At 71.7% G+C, this 20,440-nt stretch carries 21 protein-coding genes and 1 pseudogene; 11 read left to right on the top strand and 11 right to left on the bottom strand.

The annotated features are described in order from the left end of the window. Window positions 1–4: 4 nt before the first annotated feature. Window positions 5–601, bottom strand: coding sequence for a TetR/AcrR family transcriptional regulator (locus J5Y10_RS24585; protein WP_245215061.1), 597 nt, complete (start codon window positions 599–601; stop codon window positions 5–7). A gap of 140 nt (window positions 602–741) precedes the next feature. On the opposite strand from J5Y10_RS24585, the gene J5Y10_RS24590 reads away from it, so the two are divergent. Continuing rightward, window positions 742–1,140 carry a RidA family protein gene (locus J5Y10_RS24590; RefSeq protein ID WP_209376774.1) on the top strand — a complete coding sequence of 133 codons (399 nt, stop codon included), beginning with the start codon at window positions 742–744 and terminating at the stop codon, window positions 1,138–1,140. A 13-nt stretch (window positions 1,141–1,153) separates the two neighbouring features. Here J5Y10_RS24590 and J5Y10_RS24595 read toward each other — a convergent pair whose 3' ends face one another. Both J5Y10_RS24595 and J5Y10_RS24600 read right to left on the bottom strand, forming a co-directional pair. After that, window positions 1,154–3,127: a PhoX family protein gene (locus tag J5Y10_RS24595; RefSeq protein WP_209376775.1), complete on the bottom strand. Its 1,974-nt coding sequence runs from the start codon at window positions 3,125–3,127 to the stop codon at window positions 1,154–1,156. 98 nt (window positions 3,128–3,225) lie between these two features. Next, a complete protein-coding gene (locus J5Y10_RS24600; protein WP_209376776.1) occupies window positions 3,226–3,798 on the bottom strand; it encodes a DUF2585 domain-containing protein in 573 nt (190 codons plus the stop codon). 131 nt (window positions 3,799–3,929) lie between these two features. On the opposite strand from J5Y10_RS24600, the gene J5Y10_RS24605 reads away from it, so the two are divergent. Then, window positions 3,930–5,189 (top strand): O-antigen ligase family protein, encoded by a 1,260-nt coding sequence (locus J5Y10_RS24605; protein WP_209376777.1) that lies wholly within the window; start codon window positions 3,930–3,932, stop codon window positions 5,187–5,189. Between the two features lie 82 nt (window positions 5,190–5,271). Next, a complete protein-coding gene (locus tag J5Y10_RS24610; RefSeq protein ID WP_209376778.1) occupies window positions 5,272–6,006 on the top strand; it encodes an NADPH-dependent F420 reductase in 735 nt (244 codons plus the stop codon). Window positions 6,007–6,013: 7 nt separating this feature from the next. Here the strand turns inward: J5Y10_RS24610 and J5Y10_RS24615 are convergent, their stop codons facing one another. Together J5Y10_RS24615 and J5Y10_RS24620 are read right to left on the bottom strand one after the other, a co-directional pair. Then, the gene (locus tag J5Y10_RS24615) at window positions 6,014–7,210 is read right to left on the bottom strand and encodes a Zn-dependent hydrolase (RefSeq protein ID WP_209376779.1); all 1,197 of its coding nucleotides are present in this window, start codon (window positions 7,208–7,210) and stop codon (window positions 6,014–6,016) included. A gap of 80 nt (window positions 7,211–7,290) precedes the next feature. Beyond that, complete coding sequence (locus J5Y10_RS24620; RefSeq protein ID WP_209376780.1) at window positions 7,291–8,478, bottom strand: calcium-binding protein; 1,188 nt, start codon at window positions 8,476–8,478, stop codon at window positions 7,291–7,293. A 197-nt stretch (window positions 8,479–8,675) separates the two neighbouring features. Between J5Y10_RS24620 and queA the strand changes: the two genes are divergently transcribed. The 3 genes from queA to queF are packed head-to-tail and all read left to right on the top strand — an operon-like array spanning window position 8,676 to window position 11,352. Continuing rightward, a complete protein-coding gene (gene queA, locus J5Y10_RS24625) occupies window positions 8,676–9,743 on the top strand; it encodes a tRNA preQ1(34) S-adenosylmethionine ribosyltransferase-isomerase QueA (protein ID WP_209376797.1) in 1,068 nt (355 codons plus the stop codon). Continuing rightward, entirely contained in the window at window positions 9,740–10,894 is a 1,155-nt protein-coding gene (gene tgt / locus J5Y10_RS24630; protein WP_209376781.1) for a tRNA guanosine(34) transglycosylase Tgt, read from the top strand. Before queA ends, tgt begins: the two co-directional genes overlap by 4 nt. Next, window positions 10,891–11,352, top strand: coding sequence for a preQ(1) synthase (queF, locus tag J5Y10_RS24635; protein ID WP_209376782.1), 462 nt, complete (start codon window positions 10,891–10,893; stop codon window positions 11,350–11,352). The genes tgt and queF overlap by 4 nt, the downstream gene beginning before the upstream one ends. 25 nt (window positions 11,353–11,377) lie before the next feature. Here the strand turns inward: queF and J5Y10_RS24640 are convergent, their stop codons facing one another. Next, window positions 11,378–12,103, bottom strand: a complete 726-nt coding sequence (locus tag J5Y10_RS24640; RefSeq protein ID WP_209376798.1) for a GntR family transcriptional regulator — start codon at window positions 12,101–12,103, stop codon at window positions 11,378–11,380. 787 nt (window positions 12,104–12,890) lie between these two features. On the opposite strand from J5Y10_RS24640, the gene J5Y10_RS24645 reads away from it, so the two are divergent. The 4 genes from J5Y10_RS24645 (at window position 12,891) to J5Y10_RS24660 (ending at window position 17,085) form a co-directional block, all read left to right on the top strand. Next, window positions 12,891–13,658, top strand: a complete 768-nt coding sequence (locus tag J5Y10_RS24645; protein WP_342453009.1) for a transglycosylase SLT domain-containing protein — start codon at window positions 12,891–12,893, stop codon at window positions 13,656–13,658. A 71-nt stretch (window positions 13,659–13,729) separates the two neighbouring features. Beyond that, window positions 13,730–14,803 (top strand): ligase-associated DNA damage response exonuclease, encoded by a 1,074-nt coding sequence (locus J5Y10_RS24650; RefSeq protein ID WP_209376784.1) that lies wholly within the window; start codon window positions 13,730–13,732, stop codon window positions 14,801–14,803. Then, complete coding sequence (locus tag J5Y10_RS24655; RefSeq protein WP_209376785.1) at window positions 14,800–16,410, top strand: cisplatin damage response ATP-dependent DNA ligase; 1,611 nt, start codon at window positions 14,800–14,802, stop codon at window positions 16,408–16,410. The genes J5Y10_RS24650 and J5Y10_RS24655 overlap by 4 nt, the downstream gene beginning before the upstream one ends. Before the next feature lie 84 nt (window positions 16,411–16,494). After that, window positions 16,495–17,085: a YajG family lipoprotein gene (locus J5Y10_RS24660; RefSeq protein ID WP_209376786.1), complete on the top strand. Its 591-nt coding sequence runs from the start codon at window positions 16,495–16,497 to the stop codon at window positions 17,083–17,085. Window positions 17,086–17,142: 57 nt separating this feature from the next. On the opposite strand, the gene J5Y10_RS24665 is transcribed toward J5Y10_RS24660, so the two are convergent. The 3 genes from J5Y10_RS24665 to J5Y10_RS24675 are packed head-to-tail and all read right to left on the bottom strand — an operon-like array spanning window position 17,143 to window position 18,474. Then, the gene (locus J5Y10_RS24665) at window positions 17,143–17,565 is read right to left on the bottom strand and encodes a YciI family protein (protein WP_209376787.1); all 423 of its coding nucleotides are present in this window, start codon (window positions 17,563–17,565) and stop codon (window positions 17,143–17,145) included. A 4-nt stretch (window positions 17,566–17,569) separates the two neighbouring features. Further along, window positions 17,570–18,046, bottom strand: a complete 477-nt coding sequence (locus J5Y10_RS24670) for a VOC family protein (protein WP_209376788.1) — start codon at window positions 18,044–18,046, stop codon at window positions 17,570–17,572. Then, window positions 18,046–18,474 carry a VOC family protein gene (locus J5Y10_RS24675; protein WP_209376789.1) on the bottom strand — a complete coding sequence of 143 codons (429 nt, stop codon included), beginning with the start codon at window positions 18,472–18,474 and terminating at the stop codon, window positions 18,046–18,048. Before J5Y10_RS24675 ends, J5Y10_RS24670 begins: the two co-directional genes overlap by 1 nt. Window positions 18,475–18,537: 63 nt before the next feature. Here J5Y10_RS24675 and J5Y10_RS24680 point away from each other — a divergent pair, with 63 nt between their 5' ends. After that, window positions 18,538–19,224 carry a winged helix-turn-helix transcriptional regulator gene (locus tag J5Y10_RS24680; protein WP_209376790.1) on the top strand — a complete coding sequence of 229 codons (687 nt, stop codon included), beginning with the start codon at window positions 18,538–18,540 and terminating at the stop codon, window positions 19,222–19,224. Here J5Y10_RS24680 and J5Y10_RS24685 read toward each other — a convergent pair. Continuing rightward, the gene (locus tag J5Y10_RS24685; RefSeq protein ID WP_209376791.1) at window positions 19,221–20,300 is read right to left on the bottom strand and encodes an alpha-hydroxy acid oxidase; all 1,080 of its coding nucleotides are present in this window, start codon (window positions 20,298–20,300) and stop codon (window positions 19,221–19,223) included. The two genes, J5Y10_RS24680 and J5Y10_RS24685, sit on opposite strands and share 4 nt — an antisense overlap. A gap of 36 nt (window positions 20,301–20,336) precedes the next feature. Beyond that, window positions 20,337–20,440, bottom strand: a pseudogene (locus J5Y10_RS24690) (IS5-like element ISRso1 family transposase); the annotation flags it as partial.

Genomic DNA, 20,440 nt, shown 5'->3' on the forward strand with positions numbered 1-20,440 from the left:
GCGCTCAGCCGGGCTCCCGCAGGAGGCCGGAGGCGAGGAGCCGGAAGGCCTCGATGGCCTTCGCGAGCACGGCGGGCGGATTGTCGGATGCGGCGACCCAAAGCGCGGCGTTCAGCGCCGCGCCGTTGATCAGCCGGGCCGCGGCCTCGACGTCCACCGGGCGCACCGTCCCCTCCTCGATCAGGGCCTGGATCGTCGCCATCGTCGTCCGCAGGCAGGCGTTCTGCCCTGGCCAGCGGGAGGGATCACCGAGCACGGCCGGGCCATCCAGGAGCACGATGCGCTGGATCTCCGGCTCCAGCGCCATCTCGATGTAGGAGACGCCCTCCTCGATCAGGCCGAGCCAGAGGGTCTTCGCGCGGTCCCGGGCCGCGCGCGCGCCTTCCGCCATCTCCGCGTCGATCTCGTCCACCACGGCCCGCAGCAGGCCCTTCTTGTCGCCGAAGTTGTGGTAGAGCGCGCCCCGCGTCAGGCCGGCCTCCGCCGTCAGGTCGTCCATGGAGGCGGCCGCATAGCCCTTCTCGGCGAAGGCCTTCCTCGCTGCCCGGATGAGCTTGGCCCGGGTTTCCTCCATCATCCTCGCGCGCAGACCAGTGGCCAAGATCACCCTCGCCATTCACATGCATTGCGTATGCGGGTTGACATACGCGTCGTATGTCCCGAATTAGTCACATACGGGGCGTATATGGATCGTCCCCGCGGCCGGCGCAAACCCCGGCCTCGCGGAACAGGAGAGACATGATGAACAAGCGCGACGTGATCTTCCCGCCCGGCCGGCAGGCCCTTTACGAGAAGCACCGCTACTCGGCGGCCGTCCGATCCGGCGACCTCCTCTTCGTCTCGGGCCAGGTCGGGAGCCGGGAGGACGGATCGCCCGAGCCGGATTTCGAGAAGCAGGTCCGGCTCGCCTTCGACAGGCTGAACGCCGTGCTGAAGGCGGCCGGCGGCAGCTTCGACGACGTGGTGGACGTGACGACCTTCCACACCGACCCGGAGCGGCAGTTCGAGACGGTAATGGCGGTCAAGAACGAGGCGATCGGGGCGGCGCCCTACCCCACCTGGACGGCGGTGGGCGTGACCTGGCTCGCCGGCTTCGACTTCGAGATCAAGGTCATCGCCCGCATCCCCGCGGCAGGCTGAACCGGGCGCGCGGTCAGCTCCCGACCACGCCCCCGTCCTTCCGCACGATGGCGATCACGGAGGGCCGCGGCGGCATGTCCGGCCGAAAATCCGGCCAGCGGGTCGAGGGGTTCTCGAATGTGCTCTCCGCGTCCTCGCCGGGGTGCTGGACGGCCAGGAACACGGTGCGGTCCCCCGGGCCGATCAGCGGGCCGCAGACCTCCGCGCCCTGGGGCGCCGCGTAGAAGCGGCGGGTGAGCGCGCGGCCTTCGCCGTCCGTATCGGCGGCGTAGAGGCCGTCCGCCACCTTCGCGGCCGTTGGCGCGCCATCGGTGGCGATCCAGATGCGGCCCTTGCTATCGAAGGCGCAGTTGTCGGGGCAGGAAAGCCATCCGGATTCCGCCCCCACCGCCCGGTGATAGGCCGCGCCCGCGCTCGTGCCGGGCTGGCCGGCCATCAGGAAAATTTCCCAGCGCGCCGTGCGGGCGGCGTGGTCGCAGTTCCCCGGCGGGATGATCTCCAGCGCATGGCCGTGATGGTTGTTCGGGCGCGGGTTGGGCGCGTCCAGCCGGTCCGGGCGGCGGCTGCCGTTGTTCGTCAGCATCACGTAGACCCGGCCGTTGACGGGGTTCGTCTCCACGTCCTCCGGCCGGTCCATCGGCGTGGCGCCGAGAAGGTCGGCGGCGCGGCGCGCCTCGATCACCACGTCGCCCTGGCTGCGGAAGCCGTTCGCCTCGGTCAGCGGGCCCTCGCCATAGGTCAGCGGCAGCCAGTCCAGCGTGCCGTCGTCGTGGAAGCGGGCGACCATCAGCGTGCCGTTATCCAGCAGGTCGCGGTTGCCGGCCGGGTCGCCGGGATTCCAGGGGCGGGCGGTGACGAATTTGTAGACGTAGTCGAAGCGCTCGTCGTCGCCCATGTAGATCACCACGCGGCCATCAGGGGCCAGGGCGTGGGTGCAGCCCTCGTGCTTGAAGCGGCCGAGGGCGGTGCGCTTCACGGGCTGGGAATCCGGGTCGTAGGGGTCGAACTCCACCACCCAGCCGAAGCGGTTGGGCTCGTTCGGCTCAAGCCCCACGTCGAAGCGCGGCTCATGGCGCAGCCAGGGGAACTGGGGATCGCGCACCAGGCCGTAGCGCTTGTAGGCGGCGGCCTGCGCGCCGGTCGTCACCGCTTCCCCGCCGAAATAGTAGTTGAAGTTCTCCTCGGCGATCAGGACCGTGCCCCAGGGCGTATTGCCGCCGGCGCAGTTGTTCAGCGTGCCCAGCACGCGCGTGCCGGTGGGGTCGGCCGCCGTGCGCAGGCGCTCATGGCCCGCGGCGGGGCCGCTGATCCGCATGGCCGTCTCGGCAGTGATGCGGCGGTTCATCGTGCCGCCCGCGACGGGAGCCCAGCGGCCGTTCTCGCGCCGGATCTCCACCACGCTGGCACCGTGCGCCATCATCTGCGTGCGGACCTGCGCGGCGGTGGAGCACGTGCGGGCGGCACGCGCGTTGCCGAGGCCGGGGAACATCAGCTCGGGGTTGGTGTACTCGTGGTTCACCACGAGAAGCCCGTGCTCGCCGCCCTTCGTGCCTTTCGGCAGGGGGAAGAAGTCGAGGTAGTCATTGTTGTAGCCGAACTGCAGCGCCTGGGCCTCCGGCGTCTGGTTGGCCGGGTCGAAGGCGGGCGCGCCGGGCAGGACGGGATCGCCCCAGCGCATCAGGGTCTGAATCTCGTAGCCCTCCGGCACCACGGAGTCCGGGCCGCTAGAGTGGGGCAGGCCGTGGAATCCGAGGGTGGAGCCGCCCTCCGTCGGAAGTTGGGCCTGGGCGCGCGCCCGCCCGGGCAGGGCTGTTGGCAGCACGCCGGTCGCGGCGGCGCCGAACAACCCGCGCAGGGCCGTGCGGCGGGCCAACCGGCGGCCGATCACGGAGCCGATCGTGTCCTCCGGCGCGGGATTGCTGCCGAGATCCTCCATGGCCTGCTGCGTCAGCACAGGCTCATCCACGCGCACCGGCACCCTGCTCATCCCCCTGGTCGATGCGGCGCCTCCTAGACGGCCTTCCTGCAGGACGGGATGACAGATCAATGTCGTTTCCGCGACACGAAACGCGGGACCGCTCCCGGTCAGCCCGGCAGAGCGGCCTGCCAGCGGCGGATGGCCTCCACGGGATAGAGCAACATCAGGACGTTCAGGGTCAGGTTGTCCCGGATCACCGCCAGCGCCAGGAGCTCCATGCCGAGGCCGAGCAGGACGGAAGCCCACCACGGCAGCCGGGCCGCGATGAGGAAGCCGAGGAGCATGAAGCCGAAATCGGCGAGGGAGTTCACGACGCTGTCGCCGCTGTAGCCCAGCGCGGCCGTGGCCTCGCGGTAGCGGTCGATGACCATGGGGGTGTTCTCCACGACCTCCCAGGCCGCCTCCAACAGGGCGGCCATGACCGCCCGGGCCCCTGAGCCGGCGCGCGGCGCCAGGGCCCGGAACCCCGCATAGAAGAGCAACCCGTGGACGAGGTGCGAGAGCGAGTACCAGTCCGCCAGGTGCTGCGAGTTCTCCGCGCTGTTCACCGCCCCGTGCCAGAGCTTCACCGTACCGCAGGCGCAGATCGGCACCCGCCCCATGGCGAGGAGGATGGCAGCCATGGCCAGGGCGATGGCGGCCAGGGCGAAGGCCGTCCGGCCGGGTCGTGGAAGGCGCATCCCCGTGGCTTGCCACGGCCCCGCCCGGAACGCACGCGGCAGAGAGGAAGATGCTGGCGCCGCACGGGCTTGGGTCCCGCGCGCGGCGCAGCTAGAAGCGGCGCACCTTCCCCCGTTTCACTGAGACCCGCATGGCGCCGCGCGCCGCCTCCCCCCTGATCGGCCAGCCCCCTGCCCTGCGCGAACTGCCCGCCAGCGAATTCGCGGATGGCCCGGGCCCGGGTGCCCTCTACCGCGGCTCGCCGGGCCCCTGGTGGCGGGCGGCGACCCTGCCGGTCTCCATTGCCGCCCTGGCCGGGCCGGTGGTGGCCTTGCTGACGCCCTGGGCCCTGGCTCCGCTTCTCGGCCTCGCCCTGCTGCTGGCCGTGCCCGGGCATTGGCGGGAGCAGCGCGCCCTGCCCTTCGCCCCTTTCGGCGCCGCACTGGTGCCCCTGGCACTGGCGGGCTGGGCTGGCCTCTCTGCCCTCTGGGCACCCGACCCCGGGCGGGCTCTGGCGAGCGTGGGGGTCCTCGCGGCCGCCGCCCTGCTCGGCGGCCTCGGCGCGGCGGTGGTGGCGGAGGACCGGCCGGCCGCCCGGCGGGCGCTGGGGGCCTGCGTCGCCCTCGGGCTCGGCGGCGGGCTGGCCCTCGCCCTGTCCGGCCTTGCGTCCGCGGCCACGATGCCCGGCCCTGGTCCGGCGGCCGGCCTGATTGCGCTTCTGCCGCCGCTAATGCTGCGCCTGCGCCTAGCCGGACCCTGGCGGTGGCTTCTCCTGGCTCTCGCGACCGGGGGTGCCCTGCTGCTGCCGGACGAGGCGGCGGGCCTGGCGGCCCTGGCCGGGGCCGGGGCCGCGCTGCTCGTAGGGCTGGGCGGGCGGTTCGTCTCAGCCCTCCTCGCGCTGCTCCTCGCCGGTGCGGTGATGGCCACGCCGGTGCTGCTGCCCCGGGCGATGCCGGATCGCGTGCCCGGCGCCTCGCCAGCCGAGTTGCAGCGCCTTCTGACCTGGGACTTCGCACTGGAGCAGGCGCGGCGCTTGCCCCTGACCGGCTGGGGCGCGGAGGCGAGCCATAACCTGCCCGGCGCGCACGCTTCCCCAACGCCGGAGTCCCTGGCGCGGCTCGGCATTCCCGCGGAGGCGCGGAACCAGCTTCTCGCGGCCGGGGCGGAGCGGATGCCCACCCACCCGCAGAACGCCGCCGTCCAGATCTTCCTGGAACTCGGCTGGATCGGCCTCGGCCTCGCCGCGCTGGCGGTGCTGGCACTGGGCTGGGGCGCAGGGGCGGCCGGCGCCGGGGTGCTGGCGGCCGCGGCCGCGATGAGCCTGGCCGTCGGTGCCTGGGAGCCCTGGTGGCTGGCGGCCCAGGCCTTTGCCGGCGCGGTGGCGGCAGGGCTCTCCGCGCGGCGGGTTTGATCGGGCGCAATGCCGGTGGCTGCCGCCGGCCCTGCGGGACTAGGCTCGGGCCTCTGCCCCCACCCCGCAGGAAACGCCCGCCATGACCGAAGCCGCAGACCCGATCCTCCGCCGCGCCCTGCTCCTGGCCGGCGGGGCCGCCCTGATCCTTCCGGCGCCGAGGGGCGCCATGGCGCAGCCCGCCAGCCGATCGCCGGTCGGGATCATCGGCTCCGGCCGGCTGGGCGGCACGGTGGGAACGCTCCTGGCGAGGGCGGGGCATCCCGTCCTCTTCTCCTCGCGCCATCCGGAGCGGCTGAAGGAGTTGGTGGAGGCCGCCGGGCCGAATGCCCGGGCCGGGCTACCGGCCGAGGCCGCCGCCTTCGGCGAGGCCCTGCTGGTGGCCGTGCCCTACGGCGCCCTGCCGGATGTAGGGAAGGAACTGGGGGCGGCGCTGCGCGGCAAGGTCGTGCTGGATGCCTGCAACGCGGTCGTCGCGCGCGACGGCGCGGTGGGTCAGGCGGCGATCGAGCGGGGCATCGGCCTCGCCTCGGCGGAGCACCTGCCCGGTGCCCGCGTGGTCCGGGCCTTCAACACGCTCGGCTCCCGGGTCCTGGCGGAGCAGGCGCACCGGGCGGGGGCTCCGGTGGCCATTCCCCTGGCCGGGGATGATGCGGCGGCGCTGGAAGCGGCCGCCGCCCTGGTGCGCGATGCCGGCTTCGATCCCGTCATCGTCGGCCCGCTGGCGCGCGCCCCGGAGTTCGCCATGGGCGCGCGCGGCTACGGCCAGGCCGTGACCGCGCCCGAGCTGCGGCAGATCCTCGGCCTGTCCGGCTAACGCCGGCTCACGCCGCCAGGATGCGGCGCGCGCCTTCCGCCAGGACGCGCATGCCGAGCGCCAGGTCCTCGTCCTTCGTGTCCTCCGTCCAGTGGTGGCTGATGCCGTTGATGGAGGGCACAAAGAGCATGGCGGCGGGCATGACGCGGGCCAGGTACTGCGCGTCGTGCCCGGCGCCGGATGGCATGCGCAGCGACTTGCCGGGGGCCAGTGCCTCGGCGGCCGCTTCCAGCGCGTCCTGGAAGGCGGGGTCGCTCACGGCAGGGGTGGAGAGGGACAGGGCCTCGAGCGTCGCGACCGTCCGCTCCCGCCGGTTGCTCTCGGTGACGCAGCGGCGCAGGACCTCCTCAAGCCGGCGCAGCACGTCGATATCCACGTCCCGGTACTGGAACAGGATCTCGGCGCGGCCGGGGATGATGGAGGGAGCGCCGGGGGAGAGGGCGATGCGCCCGGCGGTCCAGACCGTCCGCTCCGCGCAGTGGCGCGGGAACTCGGAGTCGATGGCGGCGAGGAGGCGCACGGCGGCCATGCCGGCGTCGCGCCGCTCGTCCATGGTGGTGGTGCCGGCGTGGTTCTGCTGGCCCTCGATCACGATGCGCCACTGCCAGATGGCGACGATGCCGGTGACGACGCCAATTCCCAGGTCGCGCTTCTCCAGCTGGCGGCCCTGTTCGATATGCATCTCCAGGAATCCGCGATAGCGGCCGGGCTCCGCCCTCAGGCGCGGGCGGCCCTCCAGCCCGGCCTCGCGCAGGGCGTCCCGCAGCGGCTTGTCGTGGTACTTGTTGGCGAGGCGGTCGATCTCCGTCTCCTCCAGCAGGCCGGTGAAGGAGCGGCTGCCGATGAAGCTGCCGTAGTGGCCTTCCTCGTCCGCGAAGACGGCCACGTCCACGGGCAGGCCGGATGCGGCCAGGTGCAGCGCGGCCACGCAGCCCAGCGCGCCGTCCAGCCAGCCCGCCTCGTTCTGGCTCTCCAGATGGCTGCCGGACAGAAGGTGCGGCCCGGGCTTCGGGCTGCGGCCGAGGATGTTGCCGATGCCATCCATCTCCGCCTCAAGCCCCTCCTCCCGCAGGCGGGAGAGGAACCAGTGGCGGGCTTCCATATCCACGGGGGAATAGGTGGGGCGGTGGACGCCGGTCTTGAACGCGCCGAACTCCCGAAGCCGCTTCAGGTCCGCCAGGAAGCGATCCGTATCCACCTGCATGCCCAGTTCCCGTCCTCTCGCGTTGCGGCGGGCAGGTTACGGCGGATCGGCCGCGCGCAGAACCGCCGCGCGGCCGGATTTCAGGCCAGCCAGTCGGAAGCGGGCGGGGCGAGGCCGTTCACGGTCAGCTCCATCACCTCGATGCCGGAGACGGAAAGGCCAAGGCGAAGGTCGGTGTAGGCGGCCTCCTCGCCATGGCTTTCGGAGATCCAGCGCGCCAGGGCGGCGGCGGCCTCGCGGTGAGCAGGAGCGCCCCAGAAACCGGGATCGAAGTCCAGCCGCAGCGTGTCGCGGCCCTTGCCGCCGATCAGGATGTCGGGCGCGGGGCCGCGATCGGCAAAGGCGTGGATCAGCAGGTCGTTTCCGGCCCCGCCGATCAGGATGTCGATCCCTGCCCCGCCGTCCAGGATATCGTCGCCGTCGCCGCCGCGCAGCGTGTCGCGCTCGGCGCCGCCGTAGATCAGGTCATCCCCGGCGCCGCCATCGGCGGTGTCGTCCCCTTCGCCGAGGAGGATCAGGTCGTCGCCGGCACCACCGAGGACGATGTCATCGCCCGCGCCTGAGGAGATGAGGTCGAGCCCGTCGCCGCCGCGGATCGTGTCGTTGCCGCGGCCGGTGTTGATCAGGTCGATGCCGGGGCCGCCATCGACGAGGTTGTCGCCGTCCCCGGCCCGGATGGTGTCGTCGCCCTCGCCGCCGAGGAGGGTGTCGTTCCCCGCGCCGGCGCTGATGGAGTCCCGCCCCGTGCCGCCGTCGAGGTGGTTGTGACCCTCGCCGCCAATGAGGATGTCGTCGCCGAAACCGCCGAGGAGGATGTCGCTTCCCGCACCACCGATGAGGAGGACCGGGACGGGGGCGGCGGCCTTCGGCGGCGTCGGCTCGGCGGGCGCCGGCGCCGGGCTGGCGGGCGGGGCGGCAGGTTCGGCCATGATCGGCCAGGCGGGGGCGGCGGTCGTCGGGACGATGTCGATGGGGGCGGCATCGACCGGGGGACTGTCCGGCAGCGACGTCCCGGGCACGGGGGCCTCGTCGGCCGGGACGGCCTGCGCTGTGGCTTCGCGAGGAGACATCGCCGGAACCGGATCGGCGCTCGGCGCGGCGTAGGTTGGCACCGGGTCGTCAGCGGAGGGTGCGCCCGGGGCAGTGCCGGGCGGCGGCAACGTGGGGGAGTCCTCCCAGGCGGACAGCCAGAGGGCCAGGTCGAGCGCGTGCAGATCGCCGCGGACCGCGATGCTGTCGGGGCGGGGGACAGGAGGGGAAGCGCGCACGAATCGTTCACCAATCCCTAACGATCTTTTTTCTGAGACATCGCCGTGGCGCCGACAACGTCGGACATCGTTAACGATTTTGATGTTCTCGTGAGCGGCCGCGCTTGCCCCCGCGCGCTGGAAGGGCTACCCGCCCCCGCCCCCTCGCCGCCTACCCCCCCGCCCCTCAAGCGACAGTTCCCGCCCTGCCCCGCCCCCTGCACACCGCCGACTTCGCCTTCGATCTACCGGAGGCGCTGATCGCACAGTCCCCGGCCCGCCCGCGCGATGCCGCGCGGCTGCTGCGCGTCGCACCCGGCGCGCTGGGCGATGCTGGCGTGCGGCACCTGCCGGGAATGCTGCGCCCCGGCGACCTGATGGTGGTGAACGACACGCGCGTGATCCCCGCGCGGCTCCACGCCCGCCGCATGCGGGATGGGGGCGAGGCGCGGGTGGAGATCATGCTCAACCGGGCGGAGGCGGACGGCACCTGGCACGCGCTGGTGCGGAACGCCCGGAAGCTGCGCGCTGGCGACGTGCTGGCGGTGGAGGGAGCACCGGAACTCGCCCCCCGCGTGGTGGAGGCGCCGGTAGAGGGTGCCGTGCGGCTGGATTTTGGGCCGGATCAGGCCGCGCTGGCCGCCGCGCTGGAGAGGGCGGGGGAAATACCCCTTCCCCCCTATATCGCCCGACCGGACGGCCCGCGTCCGGAGGACCGGGAGGACTACCAACCGATCTTCGCCCGCACCCCCGGGGCGGTCGCGGCGCCGACGGCCAGCCTGCACTTCACGCCGGCGCTTCTCTCGGCCCTGGAGGCGCGCGGGGTCGGGCGGGCGACGCTGACGCTGCATGTCGGCGCGGGCACCTTCCTGCCGCTGCGCGGCGAGGATCCGCGCGGGCAGCGGCTGCACGCCGAATGGGGCGAGGTGACGGAGGAGGCCGCGGCCGCGATCAACGCGACGCGGGCAGCGGGCGGCCGCGTGGTGGCCATCGGCACCACCGCGCTGCGCCTGCTGGAGGCAGCGACGGGCCCGGACGGCACCACCCGCCCCTTCCGCGACCTGACGGACATCTTCCTGCTGCCCGGCCACCGCTTCCGCGGCGCGGACATGCTGCTGACGAACTTCCACCTGCCGAAGAGCACGCTCTTCATGCTCGTCTGCGCCTTCGGGGGCACGGCGCGGATGAAGGCGGCCTACGCGCACGCGGTCGGGGCCGGCTACCGCTTCTACAGCTACGGCGATGCCTGCCTGATCGACCGCGACGAGGACGAGCCAGACCGATGAACGGCCCCCTCTCCTTCTCCCTGGCCGCCACGGATGGCGGCGCGCGCGCGGGCACGCTGCACACGGCGCATGGCGAGGTGCAGACCCCCGTCTTCATGCCCGTGGGCACCGCCGGCACGGTGAAGGCGATGACGGCGGACGCGGTGCGCTCCACCGGGGCGAGAATGGTGCTGGGCAATACCTACCACCTGATGCTGCGGCCGGGTGCGGAGCGCGTGGGGCGGCTGGGCGGCCTGCACAGGCTGATGGATTGGCAGGGACCGATCCTGACGGATTCCGGCGGCTTCCAGGTGATGTCGCTCGCCGGGCTGCGGAAGATGGACGCCGACGGCGTGACCTTCCAGAGCCATATCGACGGCAGCAAGCACCGGCTGACGCCGGAGCGCAGCATCGAGATCCAGCACCTGCTGGATGCCGACGTGACCATGTGCTTCGACGAGTGCACCCCCTTCCCCGCCACGCCGGAGGAAGCCGCGAAGAGCATGCGGCTGTCCATGAAGTGGGCGGCGCGGTCGCGCGAGGCCTTCGTGGCGCGGGACGGCTACGGGCTGTTCGGCATCCAGCAGGGCAGCGTCTTCGAGGAGCTGCGCGCGGAGAGCGCGCGGGCCCTGACGAATATCGGGTTCGAAGGCTATGCGATCGGCGGCCTCGCGGTCGGCGAGGGGCAGGCGGAGATGTTCCGGGTGCTGGACTTCTCCGTGCCCATGCTGCCTGTCGATAAGCCGCGCTACCTGATGGGCGTCGGCACGCCGTCCGACATCATCGGCGCCGTGCGGCGCGGCGTGGACATGTTCGACTGCGTGATCCCCACGCGGTCCGGGCGCACGGGGCGCGCCTATACCAGCCGCGGCGTGCTGAACATGCGGAACGCGCGCTATGCCGACGATGCGTCCAGCCTGGACCCGGAATGCGATTGCCCGGCCTGCACGCGGCATTCCCGTGCCTATATCCAGCATCTCATCAGGGCCGAGGAGATGCTCGGCCCGATGCTGCTGACCTGGCACAACATCCGATACTACCAGACCCTGACCGCGCGGCTTCGTGCCGCCATCCTGGAGGGGCGCTTCGAGGACGAGGCCGCCGCCATCGCGGCGCACTGGGAAACCCCCGCCCCGGCCGAGCCGCCCTCTCCGGAGGAGACCACCTCATGAGCCACGACGTTTCCGGCCTCACCATGCTCGGCCAGTCCACCGCCCAGCCGAACAGCCCGGAGGAGGCGGTGCTGGAGCGGGTGCCGAACCCGCATCCCGGCACGCACTACGTCGCCCGCTTCACGGCGCCGGAGTTCACCAGCCTCTGCCCCATCACGGCGCAGCCGGATTTCGCGCATCTGGTGATCGACTACATCCCCGGCGAGTGGCTGGTGGAGAGCAAGAGCCTGAAGCTCTACCTCACCAGCTTCCGCAACCACGGCGCCTTCCACGAGGCCTGCACGATCGACATCGCCAAGCGGCTGGTGGAATTGCTCCGGCCGGAGTGGCTGCGGATCGGCGGCTACTGGTACCCGCGCGGCGGCATCCCGATCGACGTGTTCTGGCAGACCGGCGCCCCACCCGCCGGCGCCTGGATCCCCGACCAGGGCGTGCCGCCCTATCGCGGCCGGGGCTGAGCCCAGCCCCGGGCCCTGGCGGCCGCTAGGCGATCTCCACGGCGTAGCGGTGCGCGCGCGTGTCGAGGCGTGACACGCGCAGCTCCACCGGGCGGCCGGCGGCATCGAAGGTCACGCGCTCGATCAGCAGAAGCGGCGTCCCCACGGGGCAACCGAGGATGGCCGCGTCCGCCTCCGTCGCGGCGGTGGCGGACAGGTTTTCCTCCGCCTGCACCACGATGATGCCGTGCGCGTTGCGGTAGTGGACGTAGATCTCCGTCCCCAGCTGCTTCGGCGCCAGGGGCAGGGTGAGGTTGGGAAAGAAGGCCGCGGGCAGGCTGATGCGCTCCGCGATGCGCGGCTCGCCCTCGAAGACGCGGCTGCGATCGATCCGATGCACCTCCTCCCCGGGCGCGAGGCGCAGGCGCCGGGCCTCTTCCTCCGAGGCCGGGCTGGTGGTGACGGCGGTGATGACAGTTTCCGGATCGACCGGGCGCCCGGCTAGGTTGCGGACGCGGAAGAACTGGCCCAGCGCCTGCTGGCTGGTCTGCTGGGCGACATAGGTGCCCCGCCCCTGCCGCCGCTCGATGAGGTGGCGCTGTTCCAGCCGGGCCAGGGCGCGGCGCAGCGTGCCGGCGGAGACGCCGAGCTCGGCCGCCAACTCCGGCTCGGCCGGGATCGCCTGGCCGGACTTCCAGGAGCCGGAGACGATCCGGTCGTTCAGGATCGCCTCGACCTGGACATAGAGGGGGCGGGCGTCGGGCCGACGCATCTCGTTCAAGGGACGCTTCCGCGCTGTATGGTCGGGGCACCTTATCATCCCGCGGCGCAGCGATGCGAGAGCGGCTCGCCCGAACGACCGGCGATGCCATGGAGATTAAAATTCCGTTGTCCGCCCCCGGCGGGAAAGAAAGCGTCTTGTGTCTTATACAAGACCATGCGAGACAAACCTCGCCGCCGTCAAAGACGGGCCGGGTTTGGGGTAGGAAACGAAGGAGACGGCGCTGGACCGCCGCGTCGCTGTTGGGATGCCCTGCATCCTCAGCGGGCGGGCAGCGCCGTCATCCTCATTTCAGCCACCTTCTCACATCGCACCCCCTCTCTCACACCTGCTTCCCAGGCGTCCGTTCGCGCCTCTCAAGGGCCGACTCAAATCGTTGCTACTCCGGATCGTTTCCGGGCACGGAAGCTTCTTTACCCCGGCTGAATACTGTCATTCCAAGTCCTCGCGTCCGGCGTAGGGCGAGGCCCCAAGTAGAAGTTTCTGACCGATTACTTACTTCCGCCCGGATGAAGAAACGTCCACCGGCGATTGTGGCGCGAGGAAGGCGGAAACCACCGTTTCGTCGTCGCGTTATAACAGCTGCGAGCTACCCCGCGGCATTTTGGGTTGCGTTGACCTGTGACTTGCTGGTAGCGAATGTCGCATGACGTCCGCGCCCCCTGTGTCGATCTCCCCCGATCGACAGCTGAACGCGGCGTTCCCGTGCGCGATGCCGCGGAGCGCCCCTCCGACCCAAGCCGGGAGCCCGATCCCACGACGACGCCGAAGCGGCGCCGTGCGGGTTGCTCTCGCCTCCACGCTCGTCGTCGGCCTCGGCTCCCTCGCCGCTGGCTGCGCCACGGCGGAGGATGCCCCTCAACTCGCGTCCCACGACGGGGCCGAAGCGCCTGCCGCCCCCGGCACGGAGACGTCCACCGCCCGCCGGCTGGCGCCGGGGATCATCCTCGCCAGCACCACCCGCACCCGTGCCGCCGGAAACCGCGCGCCGGCCAACGCCACCGTCGAGCGCCGTGACATCGACAGCCCCCGCGCCGCCTGCCTCGACGCCGTCCGCCAGGCGGAGCGCGCGCACGACATCCCCGAGGGCCTGATGGTGGCCGTGGCTCTGGCGGAGTCCGGCCTGCACGCCCACGCCATGAACATCGGCGGCCGCGCCTATTTCCCGGACGGGATGGATGAGGCCCGCCGCATCTACAACTCCGCCCGCCCCGGCCAGTACGTGATGGCGGGCTGCGTCCAGGTGAACGCCCGCGTCCACGCCCGCAATTCCGACTGGCCGCTGGATCCCTGGCGCTCGGCGGACTGGGGCGCCGGCTACCTGCGCCAGCACTATGAGAAGGCCGGGAACTGGGCGGATGCCATCCGTCGCTGGAACGGCGGCGGCGCCTCCGGCGATCGCCTGGCCTGCCGCGTCATGGCGAAGCTGAAGGTGTCCAACCCCGGCAGCAGCGTGCTGAGCGACACGCGCTGCGGGGGCGCCAACATCGCGCGGGAGCAGCGGAACGGCGAGGCCCTGCTCGAGGTGGCCGAGGCCGCCGACTGAGCACGGCTTGAAGCGGGGGTGGGAGGGCCAATCTTGTGCCTTCCATGCCCGCACCGCATCCCGAAACCTGGATGAAGGTTACGCCCCTCGGACTCCTCTGCGAGCCGGGGGGTTTCTACGTGGACCCCTCCCGCCCCGTGGAGAGGGCGGTGGTCAGCCACGGCCACGCCGACCATGCCCGCCCGGGGCACGGGGCGGTGCTGGCCACGCCGGACACCCTGGCCATCATGCGCGCCCGCTTCGGGGAGGACCGGGCCGGGGACGAGCAGCAGGCGCTGGGCTACGGCGAGTCCATCACCCGAAACGGGGTGCGGATTACCCTGGTGCCGGCGGGCCACGTGCTCGGTTCCGCCCAGGTGGTGCTGGAATGGCAGGGCAGCCGGATCGTCGTCTCCGGCGACTACAAGCGGCGGCGGGACCCGACCTGCGCTCCCTTCCTGCCGGTTGAATGCGACGTCTTCGTCACCGAGGCGACCTTCGCCCTGCCTGTCTTTCGCCACCCGCCAGATTCGCATGAGATCCGCCGCCTGCTGGACAGCGTGGCCCTGTTCCCGGAGCGGGCGCATGTCGTCGGCGCCTATGCCCTGGGGAAGACGCAGCGGATCATCGCCTTGTTAAGGGAGGCCGGGTGGGATCGCCCGGTCTACCTGCACGGGGCGTCGGAGAAGCTCTGCACCCTCTACGAATCGCTCGGCGTGCCGCTCGGTGACCTGCGGCCGGTGCCGAAGGGGCTGAAGCGTGGGCACCCGCCGATCCTGGCGGGGGAGATCGTGCTGGCGCCGCCCTCGGCGGAGGCGACTCCATGGGCGCGGCGGCTGGCCGATCCCGTGACCTGCGCCGCTTCCGGGTGGATGACGGTGCGGCAGCGGGCGAAGCTGCGCGGGGTGGAACTGCCCCTGATCGTCTCCGACCACGCCGACTGGGACGAGTTGCTGGACACGATCGAGGAGGTGCGGGCGCCCGAGGTCTGGGTGACGCATGGCCGGGACGACGCGCTGGTCCATGCGCTGGGGCTGCGCGGCGTGCGTGGGCGGGCGCTGCATCTTGTGGGCCGCGACGAGGAGGATGACGAGGTCGCCCCCGAGGCCCCGCCGACCGCGGAGGAGGCCGATGTCGGGCGGGCGCCGCCCGAGGGAGCCGCATGAGCGTCCAGGCTTTCGCGGACCTGCTGGAGCGGCTGGTCTTCACCCCCGGGCGCAACGCCAAGATTGCCCTGATCCGCCGCTGGTTCGCGGAACAGCCGGACCCGGACCGCGGCGTGGGCCTGGCTGCGCTGACGGGGGAGCTGACCTTCACCGCCGCCAAGCCGATGCTGGTGCGCAACCTCGTGGAGAGCCGGGTGGACCCCGTGCTGCTCGCCCTTTCCCATGACTATGTCGGTGACCTCGCGGAGACGGTGGCGCTGATCTGGCCGGAGCGGCAGGGCGTGAACACGCCGCCGCCCTCGCTTTCGGAGGTGGTGGAAGGGTTGGAGCTGGCCTCCCGCGCCGAGGTGCCGGCGCTGCTGGAAGGGTGGCTGGACACGCTGGACGCCGGCGGGCGGCTGGCGCTCATCAAGCTCGTCACGGGTGGGCTGCGGGTGGGTGCCTCCGCGCGGCTGGCGAAGACGGCCCTGGCCGAATGGGCCGGGCAGGATGTAGGCGAGATCGAGGAGGTCTGGCACGGGATCGCGCCGCCCTACCTTCCCCTGTTCCGATGGCTGGAAGGCCAAGGACCGCGGCCGGATGCCGCCGGCTCCCCTGTCTTCCGGCCGCTGATGCTGGCCCATCCGCTTGAGGCCCCGGCCGATATCGCGGCGGTGGAGGCACACCCCGAGGAATGGCGGGCGGAGTGGAAGTGGGACGGCATCCGCGTGCAGCTCACCGCCGGTCCCGGGGGCCGGCGCATCTGGTCCCGCACCGGGGAGGACATCTCCAACGGCTTCCCCGAGATCGTCGAGGCGATGGACTTCCACGGCGTGCTGGACGGGGAGCTGCTGGTAATCCGGGATGGCGTGGTGGCGCCCTTCTCGGACCTGCAGCAGCGGCTGAACCGCAAGGTGATCGGCCCGAAGCTGATGCGGGATTATCCGGTGGCCGTGCGGTTGTACGACCTGTTGCTGGACGGGGAGGAGGACCTGCGCCCCCTGCCCCTGGACGAGCGCCGCGCGCGGCTGGAGGCCTGGATGGCACGCCATGCGCCGGCGCGGATGGACCTGTCCGAAGGGATCCGCTTCGCGAGCCTTGAGGAGCTTTCCGCGCTGCGCGACACGGCGCGGGAGTCCTCGATCGAAGGGCTGATGATCAAGCGGGCCGACAGCGCCTACGTCCCCGGCCGCGTGAAGGGGCTGTGGTGGAAGTGGAAGCGCGCGCCGCTGACGGTGGACGCGGTGCTGATGTACGCCCAGCGCGGCCACGGCAAGCGCAGCAGCTACTACAGCGACTACACCTTCGGCCTGTGGCGCACGAACGAGGACGGCACGCGGGAGCTGGTGCCGGTGGGCAAAGCCTATTCCGGCTTCACCGACCAGGAGCTGGTCTTCCTGGACCGCTGGGTGCGCAACCACACCACCGGCCGCTTCGGGCCGGTGCGGGAGGTGGAGAAGAGCTTCGTGCTGGAGGTGATCTTCGACGCCGCCCAGCTCTCCACCCGGCATCGCTCCGGCGTGGCCATGCGCTTCCCCCGCATCGCCCGGCTGCGGCAGGACAAGCCGGCAGAGGAGGCGGACGCGCTGGAGACCCTGCTGGCGATGGTGGAGAACAGGAAGGAGTAGGGCCCGGCGGCCCCCGGCTTGCCGCGCCAGTCGTTCCGCCTCTCAATAAGGTTCTACAGGGTGGAGCGATTCGTGGTGCGTCGATTGAGCACGGTCCTTGGGGCCTTTGGCCTGGCCTTCAGCCTTGCGGCGTGCGGCAGCCCCGCCATGACCCTGCCCTATGCGCCGGCGACGCCGTTGCAGCTCGTCGCCAGCGCGCGTCCGGTCGTTGCGGTCGGGCCGATCACGGATGTTCGCCAGGACGGGCAGGCGAACACGGCGCAGTTCGGGACAATCCGCGGCGGGTACGGGAACCCGCTGTTCCGGCTCAGCGCGACGACGCCCGTCAGCGACGTGGTCGCGCAGGCGTTCCGCGACGCCCTCGCAGCGCGGGGGCTGCTCGCCGGCCCATCAGGTGAGGCCTACGAGCTGCGCGGCCGCATCCTGCAATTCAACGCGAGCAAGCTGATCCGCACGGAGGCGACGGTCGAGATCGAGGCCGTGCTCTTCAACCGGCGCACCGCCGCCGTGGCCTGGACCGGCACGGGCCGTTCCACGCTGGTGGAGACCGGGAGCCTCCTTGCGACGGGGATCGCCGCCGATCCGGAGGAGCTGCGCGGGAACACGTTGCGCGCCATGGCGGCGGCGATCGACGACATCCTGAACCGGCCCGACTTCATCGCAGCCATCAAGTAGTCCAAGTCCGGCGGGATCGGGCGCCTTGCCGATCCCGCCGGATGACGGGGCCGGCCTTCAACGGTCGGCCGTGGCATCCCGCAGACGGCTCTCCTGCGCGGCGAGCGCCGGCGTCATCGCCTCGCCGAAATCGGCCATCTCGTAGAGCGGGCGGATCTCGATCTCGCTCGGGCCTGGCATGGGATTGGGGCAACGGCGGACCCATTCCATCGCCTCCTCCATGCTGTTCACCTGCCAGAGCCAGAAGCCGGCCACGAGTTCGCCCGTGGCGGCGAAGGGCCCATCGCTGAAAGTGCGGGCTGTGCCATCGAAGGCAACGCGCTTGCCCTGGGAGGAGGGCTTCAGCCCCTCTCCGGCCAGCAGGAGGCCGGCGGCAGCCAGCTCCTCGTTGAAGCGGCCCATCGCCTCCATCAACTCGGCGGAGGGCATGACCCCCGCCTCGCTGTCGGCCGTCGCTTTCACCAGGACCATCACGCGCATCGCCTCACCCTCCCGCAAAGGCCGCTTCCAGCGGCGCGATCTCCAGCTTCACCATGCCCATCATCGCCTGCATGGCGCGGCCCGCGGCCTCGCGGTCCGGGCTCATCAGCATCTCCGGCAGGACCTTCGGGAATACCTGCCAGCAGACGCCGAAGCGGTCCGTCAGCCAGCCGCAGGCCATGGGGGCGCCGCCCTCGCCCAGCGCTTCCCAGAAGGCGTCCAGCTCCGCCTGGCTCGTGCAGGCGACGGAGAGCGAGATGGCCGGGGTGAAGCGGTGCTGTCCGCCGCCGTTCAATCCCTGCACCTCGTGCCCGTCCAGCATGGCGGTGGCGAGCAGCACCCCGTCCGGTCCGGCGGGGCCGCCGCGCAGCGCGCGGCCGGGCTCCGCCGGCCGGCCGGCCCGGCGGAAGGCGGCGACGTAGAAGGCCACGGCCTCCTCCGCCTGCCCGTCGAACCAGAGGCAGGTTGCGATGCCCGGCATCAGGCCGCCGCCTGGCCGGTGGCGGCGAGGAAGCCCTGCATGTCCATGTACATCGGCTCCCAGATATGGCCGTCCGGATCCTCGAAGCTGCGGCCGTACATGAAGCCGAAATCCTGCTTCGCCGAAGGATCCGCGATGCCGCCGGACGCGACGGCAGCCTCTACCATCCCGTCCACCTCCTCCCGGCTCTCGCAGGAGATGCAGAGGAGAACCTCGCTTGCCGCCCGGGCATCCGCGATCGGGCGCGGGGTGAAGCCGGCGAACTTCGGGGGGGTCAGCAGCATGACGTGGATGCTGTCGGAGAAGACCATGCAGGCGGCGGTCTCGTCGGTAAAGGTCGGGTTCACCGTGGCGCCGATCGCTTCATAGAAGGCTATGGAGCGCTTCAGGTCGGTCACGGGCAGGTTCACGAAGATCATGCGGGCCATGGATGGCTCCCCTTCCTCGGCATTGCTTGAAGAGGCTGCCGCGCTCCGTTATCTTTTGCAACCATGAAGTTAGAAAATGTAACCCATTCTGCGGAACGGCGCCGCCGCTACGAGGATGCCTGCGCCACGGCCCACGCGATGGACCTGGTGGGGGAGCGCTGGGCCCTTCTGGTGATGCGGGAGCTGATGTTCGGGCCGAAACGGTTCAGCGAGTTGCGGGCGGACCTGCCGGGGATAAGTGCGAACGTGCTGACGCAGCGGCTGGAAGGGCTGGAGGCCGCGGGCGTGCTGCTCCGCCGCCGGCTGCCGCCGCCTGCTTCGGCCCAGGTCTATGAGCTGACGGCCTGGGGGTTGGAGAGCGAGCCGATCTTCCAGGCGCTCGGCCGCTGGGCGGCACGGTCGCCGCTGCACGATCCCACCCTGCCCTTCAGCGCGGCCTCCTTGCTGCTCTCGCTGCGGGCAATGCTGGATCCCGCGCGGGTTGAAGGAATGGCGGCGCGGATCGGGTTCCGCCTTGGGCGGGAGGGCTTCGTGGCCGTGCTGGCGGAAGGATCGATCGAGATCGATCACGGCGACCCGGAGGGGGCGGATGCCGTGCTGGAGGGCGCGCCGCCGGTGCTGGCCGGGCTGATCTATGCCGGGCAGCCGATGGAGGCGCTGGAGGCAGCAGGGGCTCTTCGAGTGGAGGGTGACCGCGCCCTGATACGGCGTTTCGCCACCCTCTTTCCGCTGCCGCCCAAGGCAGGCTAGGCGCCGCGCCAGATCACCTCGGGGCCGATGGCGTCGAGGGTGGCGCAGCCCGTCTGCACCATCGCGACCTCCAGTTCGGCCCGGAGCAGCTTCATCACATGCGCGGCGCCCATGGCACCGGCCACGGCCAGGCCGTGCAGGGGCGCGCGACCGACCAGCACGGCCTTCGCGCCCAGGGCCAGGGCCTTCAGCACGTCCGTGCCGCGGCGGATGCCGCCATCCAGCAGGACGGGGACCCGGCCGGCCACCTGGCGGGCGACGGCGGGCAGGACCTCGATCGTGGCGGGCAGCGTGTCCAGCACGCGGCCGCCGTGGTTAGAGACGATGAGGCCGGCGGCGCCGGCGCCGATGGCGCGCTCGGCATCGCCGGGGGTCATGATCCCCTTCAGCAGGATCGGCAGGCGCGTTGCGGCACGCAGGGCGGCGATGTCGTCCCAGGTGGCGGCGTGCTCGACGGCAGCGAAGATGTCACTGGCAGATGCAGCGGGTGGTGGCGGGGCGGCGCCGCGCAGGTTCACGGCCTCCACGCCCGGGGGCAGGCGGAAGCCCGCCCGCTGCTCGCGGTTCCGGAGGCTGACCGGGGCATCCACCGTCACCACCAGGGCCGCGTAGCCCGCCGCTTCCGCCCGGCGAACCAGGGAAAGGGTAAAGGCGCGGTCGGGTTGGATGTAGAGCTGGAACCACGGCGCCGGCCGGCAGGCCCTGGCGATGACCTCCAGCGGCAGGCTGGCCTGTGCGCTCACCACCATCAGGCTTCCCGTGGCAGCGGCGGCCATCGCCGTCGCGGTCTCCCCTTCGCCGTGCAGCAGGCGCTGGAAGGCGGTGGGCGCGATAAGGATAGGGTGTTCCAGCCCCTGCCCCAGCAGTTCCAGCCGAGTATGGGCGCCGCGCATGGGGGCCAGGACGCGGGTATTGAGGCGCAGGCGGGAGAAGGCGGCACGGTTTTCCACCAGGGTGTCCTCATCCCCTGCCCCGCCGCCGACATAGGCCCAGGCATTCTCCCCCATGCGTTCCCGGGCAGGCGCCTCGTAATCGGGCACGCAGACGATGCCGTCGGGGATGGGGTCGAAGGCCATGGCGCGGGATTACGGGTTTAGTGACTGTTTGAGAACTCAGCGGTGGGTGATCCTGCGGAGGAGGAGGGCGCCCATGGCGACGTGGATCATGGCCTCGGAGACGTCGAGGCGGCGCTCGTAGTCGCGGACCAAACGGCGCC

The organism is Roseomonas indoligenes (assembly GCF_017813365.1).
GTDB classification, from domain to species: domain Bacteria; phylum Pseudomonadota; class Alphaproteobacteria; order Acetobacterales; family Acetobacteraceae; genus Roseomonas; species Roseomonas indoligenes.